Below are 14,439 nucleotides of genomic sequence, written 5' to 3' on the forward strand. Positions count from 1 at the left end.
CCGGTACCGGTGATGCCGGTCTGAGCGACGTGCGCGCGCTGTGGTGGCTGCCTGAGCACCGCATCGTGGCGACGAGGACAAGGGTCTTTGGTCATGGTGCAAAGCACGCCCTTTTCGTCAACCGCATGGCGACTGGGTCGTTAAACTTTCGCCGTACCCCGCCAGGATGTTCTGATGCTTGTTCGACCCAGCGCACGTTTTTGCGTGGCGCTTTTGTTGGCCGTCGGGCTGACCAGTTGCGCCCGCCAGACCAGTGCGCCCGCCGCCAGCAAACCGATTCCGGTCGTCGTGCAAGCGGTGAGCGTGCAGCCATGGAATTCGACCGTGCAGTCGATCGCGACCGTGCGTGCGCGCGAGTCGGTGGCGCTGACCGCCGCGGTGAGCGATGTGGTGGAGCAGGTCAACTTCGACAGTGGCGACGAGGTCAAGGCCGGGCAGCTGCTGTTGCGCCTGCGTGGCAATTCGCAGCGGGCCGCGTTGACCGCCGCCCAGGCCACCTTCGAGGAAACCGAGCAGCTGTATCGGCGCCAGCTGAGCCTGGTCGGCCAGCAACTGGTGGCCAAGTCCACCGTGGACACCCAACGTGCGCTGCGCGACGCCGCCGAGGCGCGCGTGCAGCAGATGCGCGCGGAGATCACCGACCGCGAAGTGCGCGCGCCGTTCTCCGGCGTGCTCGGCATCCGCCAGGTCAGCCCCGGGTCGCTGATCACCGCCAGCACCGTGATCACCACGCTCGATGATGTCGAGCGCATGTACGTGGATTTCCAGGTGCCTGAGTCGCAGCTCGGCCTGGTCGAGCTTGGCAACGCGGTCAACGGCAGTGCCGCCGCCTACCCGGGCGCGCAGTTCGAAGGTGAAGTGGCGGCGATCGATTCGCGCATCGATGAGACCACGCGGTCGGTGACCGTGCGGGCGGATTTCCCCAACGACGACCGCCGGCTGCGCCCGGGCATGTTGCTGGATGTGCGGCTGTTCCAGCCGGCGCGGCAGGCGCTGGTGATCCCGGAGATTGCGGTGGTGCAGGTGGGGCGCGAGTCGTATGTGTTCCGGGTCAAGCCGGACAGCAGCGTGGAGCGCGCCGACGTGCGGCTGGGCGAGCGCCGCGATGGCAAGGTGGAAATCCTCGAAGGCGTCAAAGCCGGTGAGCGCATCGTGGTGGATGGCACCGGCAAGTTGCGCCCGGGCCTGAAGATCGACGCGCAGGCCGCGCCGGCAAATGCCAGGGCGACCGCCACCGCCGGCAAGCAGGCCGTGCAATGAAGCTCTCCGACCTGTCCATTACCCGCCCGGTGATGGCGGTGGTGATGAGCCTGTTGCTGATCGTGCTGGGCGTGATGTCCTTCACCCGGCTCACGCTGCGTGAATTGCCGGCGATCGACCCGCCCATCGTCTCGGTGGACGTGGAGTACACCGGCGCCTCGGCGGCAGTGGTGGAAAGCCGCATTACCCAGGTGCTCGAAGACGCACTGGCCGGCATCGAGGGGATCGAAACCATCGAGGCACGCAGCCGCAATGGTTCGTCGGACATCAGCATCGAGTTCGTGCCGACGCGCGATGTGGAAGCGGCTGCCAACGACGTGCGCGACGCGGTCAGCCGCGTGTCCGACCGCATGCCGGATCAGGCGCGCCCGCCGGAGATTTCCAAGGTCGAATCCGACGCCGACCCCATTCTGTGGCTCAACATGAGCTCCAGCACGATGGACACGCTGCAGCTGTCCGACTACGCCGAACGCTATGTCGTTGACCGCTTCTCCAGCCTGGACGGCGTGGCGCAGGTGCGCATCGGCGGGCGGCAGCGCTACGCGATGCGCATCTGGCTGGACCGCGACCAATTAGCCGCGCGCGCACTCACCGTGGCCGATGTGGAAACCGCGCTGCAGAACGAAAACGTCGAGCTGCCGGCCGGCAGCATCGAATCGGCGCAGCGCGACTTCACCTTGCGCGTGGAGCGCAGCTATCTCAAGCCGGAGGACTTCGCCAAGCTGCCGCTGAGCAAGGGCGAGGGCGGCTATGTGGTGCGGCTGGGCGACGTGGCCAAGGTGGAGCTCACCTCGGCCGAACGGCGCGCGTATTTCCAGAGCAATGGCGTACCCAACGTGGGCCTGGGCATCGTGCGCAACTCCACCGCCAACGCGCTGGATGTGGCACGCGAAGCACGCGCGCAGGCCGAAGAAATCCAGAAGACCCTACCGCAGGGCACCAACATCTTCGTTGCCTTCGACACCACCACCTTCATCGATGCGGCGGTGGAGCGCGTCTATCACACGCTGATCGAAGCGGTGGTGCTGGTGCTGGTGGTGATCTGGGTGTTCTTGGGCAGCGCACGCGCGGCCTTGATTCCGGCCGTCACCGTGCCGGTGTGTCTGATCGCTGCGTTCATTGCGCTATACGCGTTCGACTTCTCGATCAACCTGCTCACCCTGCTCGCATTGGTGCTGTGTATCGGCCTGGTGGTCGACGATGCGATCGTGGTGGTGGAAAACATCCAGCGCCGCATCGACCTCGGCGAGCCGCCGCTGGTGGCCGCCAAGTGCGGTACCGGCCAGGTGGCATTCGCGGTGATTGCGACCACCGCGGTGCTGGTGGCGGTGTTTTTGCCGGTGGGCTTTCTGGAAGGCAATACCGGGCGGCTGTTCCGTGAGCTGGCGGTGGCACTGGCGGCAGCGGTGGCGATTTCGGCCTTCGTGGCGCTGACGCTCACGCCAATGATGTCGTCCAAGCTGTTGCGCGCGCACGACCAGGCCAAGCCCAATCGTTTCCATCAGTGGTTCAACAGGCGCATGCAAGCGGTGTCGGCCGCCTACGGGCGATCGCTGGAGCGGCATGTGCAGCGCACCTGGATCTTCGCGCTACTGATGCTGTTGGCGCTGGGCGCCAGCGCGTGGTTGATGAGCCGCATTCCGTCCGAACTGGCTCCGGCCGAGGACCGCGGCAACTTCCAGATCATGATCGACGGCCCGGAAGGTGCGGGCTTCGATTACACGGTTGGCCAGATGCATCAGGTGGAAGACATCCTGCGCCCATACGTGGGCGCGGACAAACCCATCGTGCGTGCCAATCCGCGCGTGCCCGGCGGGTTTGGCAGCAGCGAGGAAATGCACACCGGCCGCGTGAGTGTGTTCCTGCAGGATTGGGAAAAACGTGACCGCCCCACCACCGAGGTTGCCGACGAGCTGCAGCAGAAACTCAACGTGCTGACCGGCGTGCGTGCGCGCACCCAGGTGAGCGGCGGGCTGGTACGCAGCCGCGGCCAACCGTTCCAGATGGTGCTGGGCGGCCCGGATTACGCGGAGATCGCGCAATGGCGCGACCGCATCCTGCAGCGCATGGAATCCAATCCCGGCCTGGTGGGCGCGGATTCGGACTACAAGGAAACCCGCCCGCAGATGCGTGTGAATATCGATCGCCTGCGCGCGGCAGATCTGGGCGTGTCGGTCACTGCGATTGGCGGCGCGCTGGAAGCGTTGATGGGCTCACGCCGCGTGACCACCTTCGTCGACAACGGCGAAGAATACGACGTGATGCTGCAGGCCGGCCGCGAAGGCCGCATGTCGCCCGAAGACCTCACCGCCATCCGCGTGCGCTCGATCCGTGGCGAGCTGATTCCGCTGTCCAACCTGGTCACGCTCAGCGAAGTGGCTGAAGCCGGTACGTTGAACCGCTTCAATCGGCTGCGCGCGATCACCATCAGTGCCGGCCTGGCGCCGGGCTATCCGCTGGGCGATGCCATCGCGTGGGCCCAGCAGACTGCGCAGGAAGAGTTGCCCGAATACGCGCAGGTGGAATGGAAAGGCGAATCGCGTGAGTACCAGCAATCCGGCAGTGCGGTGCTGCTCACCTTCGGCATGGCCTTGCTGGTGGTGTATCTGGTGCTGGCCGCGCAGTTCGAGAGCTTCGCCCATCCGCTGGTGATCATGCTGACGGTGCCGCTGGCGGTGCTGGGCGCGCTGGTCGGCCTGTGGCTCACCGGCGGTACGCTCAATCTGTTCAGTCAGATCGGCATCGTGATGTTGGTGGGCTTGGCGGCCAAGAACGGCATTCTGATCGTGGAGTTTGCCAATCAGCTGCGCGACGAAGGCCGCAGTGTGCATGCGGCCATCGTCGAATCGGCATCGGTGCGCCTGCGCCCGATCCTGATGACTTCCATCGCCACGGTGGTTGGCGCGATTCCGTTAGTGGTGGCCGGCGGGCCTGGCTCGGCCAGCCGCGCCACCATCGGCGTGGTGGTGATCTTTGGTGTGTCGTTGTCCACGCTGCTGTCGCTGTACGTGGTGCCGGCGTTCTACAGCCTGATTGCCCCGTACACCAAGTCGCCCGAAGCACTGGCGCGCGAGCTGGATGCCTTGGAGGCACGCACGCCTTCGGTGGGTGGACACGCGTAATCCAGGTGCCGGCAGCGGGTTTCGCTGCCGGCAATCGCTGCGCTGCCGAGCGATCGTTTGGGCATCCGGTGACGTAACCCAACCAGTGACTGCGTATAGCCTGCTGCGCCACGTGCGAGCAGGCGGCACGCGTGGTGCGCGCAAGCGCCCTGCAATGCAGGCCATCCCATGCATGCATGTGGCCAAGCTGGATGCAATGACTCTTGAGCTTTGGCAGCGCCCCGCGCGTGATGCGCAACCAGCGCTGTGTCGCCGCCAGCCAGCAGCCATCAGCCAACATGCCGACTTTGGCGGTGCGTGGCCGTGATTGCCTGCACCGCCCGTGCAATGACTATGGTCACATGACAGCACTGCCTGGCTGTGGTCGACTTCGGCGGTTACCTTGACCGGAATCGCCCATGCGTCGTCTTGCCTGTCTGCTTGCTCCCTCCGTCCTTGCGCTGTGCTGCGGGAGCGCCCTGGCGCAATCCGCCGGCGAGCCGGTGCCCAATGGCCGCCTGCCCACCTGGGCGGTGCCCGAGCGCTACAGTCTGGCGATCAAGGTGGATCCGGAGCAGGCGCAATTCAGCGGCCGCACCACCATCCGCGTGCAGCTCAAGCAGGCATCGGACCATCTCTGGCTGCACGGCAAGGAGCTGAAGGTCAGCAAGGCCACTGTGAAGCCGGCCAAGGGCAAGGCGCTCACCGCACGCTACGTCGATGCCGATGCGCAGGCCGGCGTGGTGCGCCTGGACTTCGGCCGCACGCTCAAGCCGCAGACGCTCACCGTGGACATCACCTACAGCGCGCCGCTCAATCAGCAGCTGCAGGGCCTGTATCAGGTGAAGTACCAGGGCAAGGCCTATGCGATGACGCAGATGGAGCCGATCAGTGCGCGCTACGCGTTCCCCGGTTTCGATGAGCCCTCGTTCAAGACGCCGTTCGATCTGAGCCTGACCGTGCCCGCCGGCGATCAGGCCTTGGCGAACACCATCGCCACTTCCACCAAGCCGGCCGGCAAGGGCTGGAAGACGGTGAGCTTCGCACCGACGTTGCCGCTGCCCACCTATCTGGTGGCCTACGCGGCCGGCCCGTGGGATGTGGTGGACGTGCCGGCCATGCCGGCCACCCCACAGCGCCCCACGGCCACACCGCTACGTGGCATCGCCGCCCAGGGCCAGGGCCCGCGCATCACCCCCGCGCTGGACCAGACCCCGGCGATTATTGCGGCGCTGGAGGACTACTATGCCTTCGGTTACCCGTTCGACAAACTCGACCTGGTTGCTGCACCGGACTTCAGCGCCGGTGCCATGGAAAACCCGGGGTTTGTGACCTTCCGCGACTGGCTGTTGCTGCTGGACAAGGACTCGCCAGCCGAAAACGTGCAGCGCTCCTTCAACACCAACGCGCACGAGCTGGCGCACCAATGGACCGGCGACACCGTCACCATGGCGTGGTGGGACGATTTGTGGTTGAACGAAGCGTTCGCCACCTGGATGCAGCAGAAGATCACCATGCAGCTGCACCCGGAATACCGCGCCAATCTGGACCGCATCGGCGGTGCGCAGCACGCGATGGACAACGACAGCCTGGTCAGCGCACGCAAGATCCGCCAGCCGATCACCGGCAATGGCGATATCGAAACCGCCTTCGACGGCATCACCTACCAGAAGGGTGCGGCGGTGCTGGCGATGTTCGAGGGTTTCGTCGGCGAGGACGTGTTCCGCGAGGGCATGCGCGCCTACATCGCCAAGCACAAGTTCGGCAGCGCCACCGCCGATGACCTGGTCGATGCGATCGCCGAAGCCGCCGGCAAGGGCGAGGATTTCAAGGCCGCATTCCGCAGCTTCCTGAATCAGCCGGGCGTGCCGTACCTGCAGACGCAGGTGGCGCGCGAGGGCGGCAAGACCGTGGTCAAACTGCAACAGCAGCGCTACCTGCCGCTGGGCTCATCCGGTTCCACCGCGCAGCAGTGGGGCGTGCCGGTGTGCGTGAAGTACGGCAAGGGAAAGAATCAGGTGGGCACCGCCTGCCAACTGCTGGAAAGCGGCAGCGGCAGCATCGTGCTGGAAGGTGCCGGCAAGAACACCTGGGTGTTCCCGAATGCGCGTGGCGCCGGCTACTACCGTTTCAGCCTGCCGAAGAAACAGCTGGCCGCGCTCGGCAAGCAGGTCGCCCAGCTCGACGACAACGAAAAGCTCTCCTACGCCGACGCCATCGATGCGGCGTATCGCCACGGCGATGCCGACACCGAGGTGGTGCTGGCGGCGATGAAGCAACTGGCCGGCGCCGAGTCTGCCGATGTGTCCACCGCGTTGGTGGACCGCTTCGTCTGGATCTGGCGCCACCAGGCCACAACCGATGCGCAGCGCGCCACCCTGCGCAAGGCGGCCGAGCAGGCCTACCTGCCGCGCCTGCGTCAGCTCGGCTACACCCGCCGCGCCAAGGAGTCGATCGACGAAACCACATTGCGTGCGTCCCTGGCCGGCCTGTTCGGCCTGCGGCTACAAACCCCGGAGGTGCGCAGCGCGCTGCTGGCCCAGGGCGATGCGGTGCTGGCAGGTGGCGGCAATGGCCTGAACTTCGCCGCGGCCAATCCCGACCTGCTCGGCACCGTGCTGGCGGTGACCGCGCAGGAGCGCGGCGCCGCGGCCGTGCAGACGCTGATCCAGGCGCTGCGCACGCATGCCGACCCGGCGCAGCGCAACGCGATGATCGCCGCGCTCGGCGCGGTGCAGGATCCGGCGCTGCTCACCCAGGTGCGCGACTTTGCATTGACCGATGCGATCAAGGTCGGCGAGATGAAGAGCCTGCTGACGCGTGGGCATAGCTATGACGCCTCGCATGCCTCGATGTGGCCGTGGTTCACCGCCAACTTCGACCGCATCGTGCAGCGCAGTGGCTCGTTCGATGGTGGCGGCCTGCCGTCGCTGGGCGCGTCCAACGGCTGCAGCGTGGAGGAAGCCGATCGTCTGGATGCGTTCTTCAAGCCGCGCCTGGCCACGCTCAGCGGCGCCGACCGCGGCCTTGCCCAGACCGGCGAGGCGATCCGCCTGTGCGCCGCGCTCAAGCAGGCGCAGACCGCCAAGCGCTGAGCCTGGTGTGCGGCAATGGTGCAGCAGCGTTGCGGCGCTGCTGCACGGTGAGCTCAGTGCATGTTCGATGATCTGCAATTGCAGGGCGAAGGATTTGAGCTGCGCCGCTGGCGCCAGGACGACCTGGACGCCTTGCTGATGCATGCCAACGACCCGTTGGTACCGTGCGGGCTGAGTACGCGCTTTCCGCACCCGTATACGCGTGCCGATGGCGAGGCATTTCTGGCCGGCAAAGTGGTGGATCTGCGCGACCCGGTGCTGGCCATCGTGATCGACGGCCAGGCCTGCGGCAGCATCGCGCTGCGTCGTGCGGCCGGTGGTGCGGACGATGTCGCTGAACTGGGGTACTGGCTGGGCCGCGTGTATTGGGGACGCGGCTGGATGACCCGCAGCGTGCAGACCTATCTCGCGTGGGTCTTGCACGCGTTGCCGCTCACACGCATCGATGCGACCGTACTGGACAGCAACCCGGCCTCTGCCCAGGTATTGCGCAAGAACGGGTTCGTGGCCCAGGGCGTGCGGCGCGGCGCATTGCTGCGCCCCGATGGCACGCACGATCTGCACGTTTTCAGCCGGTTCGCCGCCACACGCTGAGCCTGTGGCGCGCGTGCACGTCGCATCGTGCAGCGCTTTCGGCCAGAATCGGGGCACTCCCCACCTCGCTGGGGTCAACGGTCGGCGCGTCGGGGAGATTGCGTGGAAGCACTCATCAATGGCATCAACGGTATCGTCTGGAGCAAGGCACTGATCTTCATGTGTCTGGGCGCCGGCGTGTACTTCACCATCCGCACCCGCTTCATGCAGGTGCGCGGATTCGTGGAAATGGTCCGCCTCACCGTGGGCGGGCAGAAATCCGATGCCGGCGTGTCGTCGTTCCAGGCCCTGGCGATGTCCATGGCCGGGCGCATTGGCATTGGCAATATCGCCGGCGTGGCCACCGCCATCGCCTTCGGCGGGCCGGGCGCGATCTTCTGGATGTGGGTGATGGGCTTTCTCGGCGCATCCACCTCGTATGTGGAATCGACGCTGGCGCAGATCTACAAGATCAAGGATGCCGATGGCCGCTATCGCGGTGGCCCGGCGTACTACATCGAAAAGGCCATGGGCCTGAAGTGGTATGCGCTCACCTTTGCGGTGGCCACCATCATCGCCACCGGCTTTTTGATGCCCGGCGTGCAGGCCAATGCCATCGCCGACAGCGCCATCAACGCCTGCCGCGGCACCAGCCTGTGCGGCGCAATGGACGGGCAGTGGATGGGCCTGCCGATGCGCGATGCCGCCAAGCTGGGCATCGGCATCCTGGTGGCCTGCATGCTGGCGGTGATCATCTTCGGCGGCGTCAAGCGCATCGCCAACTTCGCCGAGGTCGTGGTGCCGTTCATGGCCATGGGCTACATCCTGATGGCGCTGGTCATCATGGTGCTCAACGCCGAACGCGTGCCGGACATGTTCGCCACCATCTTCAGCAGCGCCTTCGGCAGCCATGCCGCGTTCGGTGCGTTGCTGGGCCTGGCAGTGGAATGGGGCGTCAAGCGCGGCATCTACGCCAACGAAGCCGGGCAGGGCACCGGCCCGCACGCCGCCGCCGCGGCCGAGGTCTCGCACCCGGCCAAGCAGGGCTACGTGCAGGCATTTGCGATCTACTTCGACACGATGATGGTGTGCACCGCCACCGCCTTCCTGATCCTCACCACCGGCAAGTACAACGTGTATTCGCCCGATGGCGCCAAGCCGGGTCTGTATGCGGGCCTGGTCGGCGTGGAAGAGGGCCCGGGCTATGCGCAGGCCGCGGTGGAATCGGTGCTGCCGGGCTGGGGTGCGGGCTTTGTGGCGATCGCGCTGTTCTTCTTCGCGTTCACCACGATCATGGCCTATTACTACATGGCCGAAACCAATCTGAGCTACATCAACGGCAACCGCCGGCGTCCGCTCACCGTGCTGCTGCTGCGCCTGGGCATCCTGGGCATGGTGATCTTCGGCGCGTTTCATAATGCGCAGCTGGCATGGGCGCTGGGCGACATCGGCGTCGGCGTCATGGCCTGGCTCAACATCATCGCCATCCTGATCCTGCACAAGCCGGCGATGCTAGCCTTGAAGGATTACGAACGGCAGAAACGCCAGGGGCTGGATCCCGTGTTCGATCCTGTCTCGCTCGGCATCAAGAACGCGGATTTCTGGACACAACGATGAAACAGCATGATGGGCGTGGCGCACGGCCGCCGCGCGACACCGCCGGCAGCGGCGCAGCGCCGCTCAATCCGTGGGGCCGTGCGGCGCCACGCGCACCCGCGCCGTCTGCACCGGCGCCACGCACCAGCGCTGCGGCGCCGGCCGCGGCCAGCGCCAACAATGCGCGCGAGCTGCGGCTGTACGGCATCAATGCGATCCAGGCGGTGTTCAAGGCGCGCCCGCAGGCGCTGCGCAAGATCTACCTGACCGAAGCGCGTATCCCGCAGTTCAAGGCCTTGCTGGCCTGGTGCGTGGCGCAGCGCCTGGGCTACCGCGTGGTGGAAGAGGCCGACCTCACCAAGCTGGCGTCCAGCACGCATCACGAAGGCATCGTGGCCGAGGTGTTGCGGGTGCCGCCGCAGCCGCTGCAGGACTGGCTGGCGGCCTTGCCGCAAGGCCCGGTGCTGGCGCTGTGGCTGGATGGGGTGGGCAACCCGCACAACTTCGGCGCCATCCTGCGCTCGTCGGCGCACTTCGGTGTGGCCGGCCTGTTGTTGCCGGCCGGCTCCACGCTGGGGTTGTCCGGTGCCGCCGCGCGCGTGGCCGAGGGCGGCGCTGAAGCGGTGCCGTTGGTGCAGCTTCCCGACACCGCGCAGGCGATGGCGCAGCTGCGGCAGGCCGGCTTTGCGGTGGCCGCCACGCTGGTGGACGGCGGGCAGGATGTGTTTGCCACCGCGTTGCCGCAGCGTCTCGTCTACGTGATGGGGGCGGAAAGCGAAGGCATGGACCGACAGTTCGCCAGCGCCTGCGATCTGCAGTTATCCATCCACGGCAGCGGCCTGGTGGAAAGCCTCAACGTGGCCTCCGCCACCGCTGTCTTCCAAGCCGCCTGGCGCGCACGCGCGCTGACAGGAGCATAAGCATGCGCACGCGTGTCTGGATGTTTGCCGCAAGTTGCGCGTTGGCCGTTGCCGGCAACGCTGCTGCCCTCTCGCCGGTCGCGCCGTCGCAGGTGCAGACCGACCACGGCCCGGTGCGCGGTCAATGGCAGGACGATGGCAGCGCGGTGTTTCGCGCGATTCCGTTTGCCGCCCCGCCGTTGGGTGCGCTGCGTTGGCGGCCGCCGCAACCGGCACCGGCCTGGACAGAGGTGCGCGATGCCACAGTCGCTGCCACCCCGTGCGTGCAGCCTGCATTGGGCTGGAACAACGCCATGGCCAAGCGCGGCACCGAAGACTGCCTGTATGTAGAGGTGCAGACGCCCGCGTTGCGGCCAGCCAAGCCGCTGCCGGTGTTCGTGTGGATCCATGGCGGCGCCAATGTGGCCGGTGGCGCCGATGGGCATCTGCCGACCAACCTGGTGGCGCAGGACATGCTGGTGGTGACGCTGCAATATCGCCTGGGTGCGTTCGGCTTTCTGTCGCTGCCGGAACTGCGCGATGGCGACAATGCCGCCGCCGGCAACTACGCCTTGCTCGACCAGATCGCCGCGTTGCAGTGGGTGCGTGACAACATCGCCCAGTTCGGTGGCGACCCGGCGCGTGTCACCATCGCCGGGCAATCGGCCGGTGGCCAGGACGTGGGCCTGCTGATGCTCAGCCCGTTGGCACGCGGCCTGTTTTCTGCGGCGATCGAACAGAGCGGCACCGCCGGCTTCGGCTTGCCGGCGCGGTCGCTGCAAGACAACCGTGCAATGGGTGTCAGCATCGCCGCGCGTGCCGGCATCGACGATGCAGCGACGCGGCTGGCACAGCTGCGCGCGCTGCCGGCCGAGCGTGTGATCCAGGCCGCGCAAGGCGTGGACGTGCCCGCGCTGGATGACGATGGCTATCTCTGGTTGCAGGCGGTGGTGGACGGGCGCGTGTTGCCGCGTGCGCCAGCGGCGCTGCTGGCCGATGGCAAACAGGCCAAGGTGCCGCTGTTGATCGGGTATGTGGTGCAGGAGCTCACCTATGGCGGCGAGCAGGGCGCGCAGGCACGTGTGCGCCGCGACTACCCGGCGCAGGCCGACGCCGTGCTGCAACGGCAGCAACGTGCGCAGGCAAAGCGCACCGCGCGCGAAGGCAGCCCCGCCGTGCAGCTGTCGACCGATCTCACCTTCCGCTGCCCTGCGGTCACCGTCGCGCAGCGGCAGGCAGCACTCGGCGCGCCGGTGTGGCATTACGTGTTCGATACCGCCGCACCCGGTGGCCAGGTGACCCATAGTGCCGAGTTGCCATTCCTGTTCAAGGGCCTGCCGATCGGTACGCCGCCGGTGAACCTGCAGCGTTATTGGGCGGCGTTCGTACAGGGTGGCAATCCCAACGCGACCGGCTTGCCGGCCTGGCCGGCGTTCGCGCCGACACATGCGGCGCTGCGCTTCGATGCCAGCGGCGTGCAGCCCATCAAGGACGCGCGCCCGGCAGCGTGCGCCGGGATCGATCTGCCGTAATCGGTCGCATCACCGCCTGCGCTGCGGGCGGTGATGCGCGGTTGTTGCGGGTGAGGCTGCAGCCAGCCATGACGGCAAGCTGCATGTGAAACAAGACGAGTCATCGTGTTCTGCAACGTACTGAAGCAATGACGCCACTGCATTTTTCGCATGGTCGCAAACAGCGATCAGTGCCCGCGCTGCCTGATGCAGAGTTCGCAAGCCTGCATCTGCGCCGAGGCCATACGCCGATACAACGCTTGTCAGCGTTCGTTGCATTGAGAAAAATTTCGCGCATAGCTGATACTTCCGCGTCGCAATCCCTCGCGGCCGAAATCAGCGCGGCAGCAACGCGACTGCGATGCCGGCGCGCGCCAGCGTGCACGTGGCGAAGTGCGCACACGTGCCTGGTTCACGATAGTGCCGCGGCACGCCTACTTCTTGTGCAGCCTGATCGCCGCGCCGCCGCTTGCCGCCAGCTGTAGCTGCAAGCTGTCATTGCGGGTCAGCTTGCGTGTTTCGATGTTCACCTCGGTGGGCGCTGCGCCATCGGCATAGATCGTCGCTGTCCAGGTGCCCTTGCCCAGGAACGTCAACGGCACCTGCAGCGTGCGCGCTTGTTCGTTGGTCATCGCACCCACGTACCAGTCCTTGCCGCTGCGGCGCGCCAGCACGATGTGCTCGCCAATTGCGCCTTCGATCGCGCGGGTTTCGTCCCAGCTGGCAGGCACATCGCGCAGGAACTGCGCTGCGGGTATGTTCTCGTATTGCTCGGGGCTGTCGGACACCACCGCAAACGGACTTTCGTACACCACGTACATCGCCAGCTGCTGCGCGCGCGTGGTCATCACCTGTGGCGCGATGTGCTGCGGCTTGAACTCTGCAGGGCGCACGTTGCGGAAGCCGCCAGGGGTGTAGTCCATCGGCCCGAGCAGCATGCGGGTGAAGGGCAGGGTGAGGTTGTGGGTGGCGGTGATGCGCGTGGTCCACTTGTTGTACTCGGCACCGAGCACGCCTTCCTGCGTAAGGTAGTTGGGATAGGTGCGGATGAGGCCGGTGGGGTGGTAGGCACCATGCAGATCCACTAGCAGTTTGTGTTCGGCGGCCTTGGCGAGCAGGCGGTGGTAGAAGTCCACCATCTGCTGGTCGTCGCGGTCCATGAAGTCGACTTTGATGCCCTTGATGCCGAGTTGCTGATACCACGCAAGCGCCTCGTCCATGTGCGCATCCAGTGCGCGCCAATGCGCCCATAGCCACAGGCCGACACCACGTTGGCGCCCATATGTCACCAGGCCGGGCAGGTCGAGTTGTTCCACCGGGCGGCGAATGTCCGCATCGCTGTTGTATTGCCCATCGCCGGTACTGCCGTGATACCAGCCGTCATCGATCAGCATGTATTCCAGCTTCAACTGATGCGCGTGGTCGATATAGCGCTGGATGGTGGCGGTATTCATGCCGGGCTGTGCAACGCCACTGGCCAGGCTGCCCGACCACCAATCCCACGCCGATTTACCGGGGCGCACCCAACTGGCATCGAAGGCAGGTGGCGGATTCAATAGCGTGATCAGATTGGAGTCGATCAGCGATGCCGGCGTGTCGCCGAGCATGATCACGCGCCACGGTGTGGCGAAGTCGCGGCCCTGCGCATCGATGCTCACCGCCAGCGCGGGTTGATCCAGCCGTGGCGACAGCTTTGCCGACACGCCCAGCCCGCCATCGGCCCGGCCGGTGAGATACAAGCCGGCGTAATCGCGCAGATTGGCCTCGCCAATCGCCAGTGTCGTGCCCTGTGCATCGGTCTGGCACACCAGTGGCAGTTCGAGCAGGTTGTGCGGGCGCAGTTTCGATGCGGCGATGGCGTCGTATTCGCCCTCGTGGCTGGTGCCGAAGCGGCCAAGGTTCAAGGTCCAGCACGGGTAATCACGTGGAAACGCGAAGCTGGTGAGTTCGTTGCGGATCTCGAGCTTGCCCGCCTTGGGCAGCACATAACGTAGTGCGACACCGTCATCGTAGGCACGTAGTTCGATCTCAAGACGGTGCTGTGCGGCATCGACCAGTTGCACGCGCAGCTGCCGATAGTGGTCGCGTGCCTGGCGGGTTTTTCCCACCGTCAGCGTCACGCGGCTGTCGTGATCTTCACTGCTGCTGCCCTGCACGGTCATGCCGTGGCCGAGCTTGTTGTTGCGGCCGAGATCCAGTCCAAGCGGTGCATCGTCGAGCACTACTTTGTTGCGGTACAGCACGCGATAGGTGGGAATGCCGCCCTCGCTCAGCGTGAACTCCACTTGCGTGCGTGCAGTGGGTGATTGCACGCGCAATGGCTGCGCAACAGCAGGAATAACGCTCGAAGACAGCAGCAGCGCCGCTGCCGGTAATGCGGACTGGATCAGGTTTCGCATGATTC

General features: G+C 66.1%; 8 protein-coding genes. 7 read left to right on the plus strand and 1 reads right to left on the minus strand.

Annotation, left to right across the window (positions count from 1 at the left end; translation table 11 throughout):
- The first annotated feature begins 174 nt into the window (after window positions 1–174).
- The 7 genes from ACCQ09_RS04935 (at window position 175) to ACCQ09_RS04965 (ending at window position 12,056) form a co-directional block, all read left to right on the plus strand.
- Entirely contained in the window at window positions 175–1,260 is a 1,086-nt protein-coding gene (locus tag ACCQ09_RS04935) for an efflux RND transporter periplasmic adaptor subunit (protein ID WP_040940766.1), read from the plus strand.
- Window positions 1,257–4,382, plus strand: a complete 3,126-nt coding sequence (locus ACCQ09_RS04940; RefSeq protein WP_228427697.1) for an efflux RND transporter permease subunit — start codon at window positions 1,257–1,259, stop codon at window positions 4,380–4,382. Before ACCQ09_RS04935 ends, ACCQ09_RS04940 begins: the two co-directional genes overlap by 4 nt.
- A 398-nt stretch (window positions 4,383–4,780) precedes the next feature.
- Window positions 4,781–7,456: a M1 family metallopeptidase gene (locus ACCQ09_RS04945; RefSeq protein WP_040940767.1), complete on the plus strand. Its 2,676-nt coding sequence runs from the start codon at window positions 4,781–4,783 to the stop codon at window positions 7,454–7,456.
- Window positions 7,457–7,516: 60 nt separating this feature from the next.
- The gene (locus ACCQ09_RS04950; protein WP_040940768.1) at window positions 7,517–8,050 is read left to right on the plus strand and encodes a GNAT family N-acetyltransferase; all 534 of its coding nucleotides are present in this window, start codon (window positions 7,517–7,519) and stop codon (window positions 8,048–8,050) included.
- 102 nt (window positions 8,051–8,152) lie between these two features.
- Window positions 8,153–9,646 (plus strand): alanine/glycine:cation symporter family protein, encoded by a 1,494-nt coding sequence (locus tag ACCQ09_RS04955; RefSeq protein ID WP_011038273.1) that lies wholly within the window; start codon window positions 8,153–8,155, stop codon window positions 9,644–9,646.
- Window positions 9,643–10,545 carry a TrmH family RNA methyltransferase gene (locus tag ACCQ09_RS04960; RefSeq protein WP_042594946.1) on the plus strand — a complete coding sequence of 301 codons (903 nt, stop codon included), beginning with the start codon at window positions 9,643–9,645 and terminating at the stop codon, window positions 10,543–10,545. Before ACCQ09_RS04955 ends, ACCQ09_RS04960 begins: the two co-directional genes overlap by 4 nt.
- A gap of 20 nt (window positions 10,546–10,565) precedes the next feature.
- On the plus strand, window positions 10,566–12,056 hold the full coding sequence (locus ACCQ09_RS04965) for a carboxylesterase/lipase family protein (RefSeq protein WP_372386284.1): 1,491 nt from the start codon (window positions 10,566–10,568) through the stop codon (window positions 12,054–12,056).
- Between the two features lie 413 nt (window positions 12,057–12,469).
- Here the strand turns inward: ACCQ09_RS04965 and ACCQ09_RS04970 are convergent, their stop codons facing one another.
- The gene (locus ACCQ09_RS04970) at window positions 12,470–14,434 is read right to left on the minus strand and encodes a glycoside hydrolase family 97 protein (protein ID WP_040940772.1); all 1,965 of its coding nucleotides are present in this window, start codon (window positions 14,432–14,434) and stop codon (window positions 12,470–12,472) included.
- Window positions 14,435–14,439 lie beyond the last annotated feature (5 nt).

Source organism: Xanthomonas sp. NCPPB 2586 (genome assembly GCF_041475775.2).
Classification (GTDB): Bacteria; Pseudomonadota; Gammaproteobacteria; order Xanthomonadales; family Xanthomonadaceae; genus Xanthomonas; species Xanthomonas campestris.

What these genes read in the sequence shown, in the direction of transcription:
- ACCQ09_RS04935 (WP_040940766.1), top strand. Translation starts at nt 175, where the DNA reads ATGCTTGTTCGACCCAGCGCACGTTTTTGCGTGGCGCTTTTGTTGGCC.
- ACCQ09_RS04940 (WP_228427697.1), top strand. Translation starts at nt 1,257, where the DNA reads ATGAAGCTCTCCGACCTGTCCATTACCCGCCCGGTGATGGCGGTGGTG.
- ACCQ09_RS04945 (WP_040940767.1), top strand. Translation starts at nt 4,781, where the DNA reads ATGCGTCGTCTTGCCTGTCTGCTTGCTCCCTCCGTCCTTGCGCTGTGC.
- ACCQ09_RS04950 (WP_040940768.1), top strand. Translation starts at nt 7,517, where the DNA reads ATGTTCGATGATCTGCAATTGCAGGGCGAAGGATTTGAGCTGCGCCGC.
- ACCQ09_RS04960 (WP_042594946.1), top strand. Translation starts at nt 9,643, where the DNA reads ATGAAACAGCATGATGGGCGTGGCGCACGGCCGCCGCGCGACACCGCC.
- ACCQ09_RS04965 (WP_372386284.1), top strand. Translation starts at nt 10,566, where the DNA reads ATGTTTGCCGCAAGTTGCGCGTTGGCCGTTGCCGGCAACGCTGCTGCC.
- ACCQ09_RS04970 (WP_040940772.1), bottom strand. Translation starts at nt 14,434, where the DNA reads ATGCGAAACCTGATCCAGTCCGCATTACCGGCAGCGGCGCTGCTGCTG.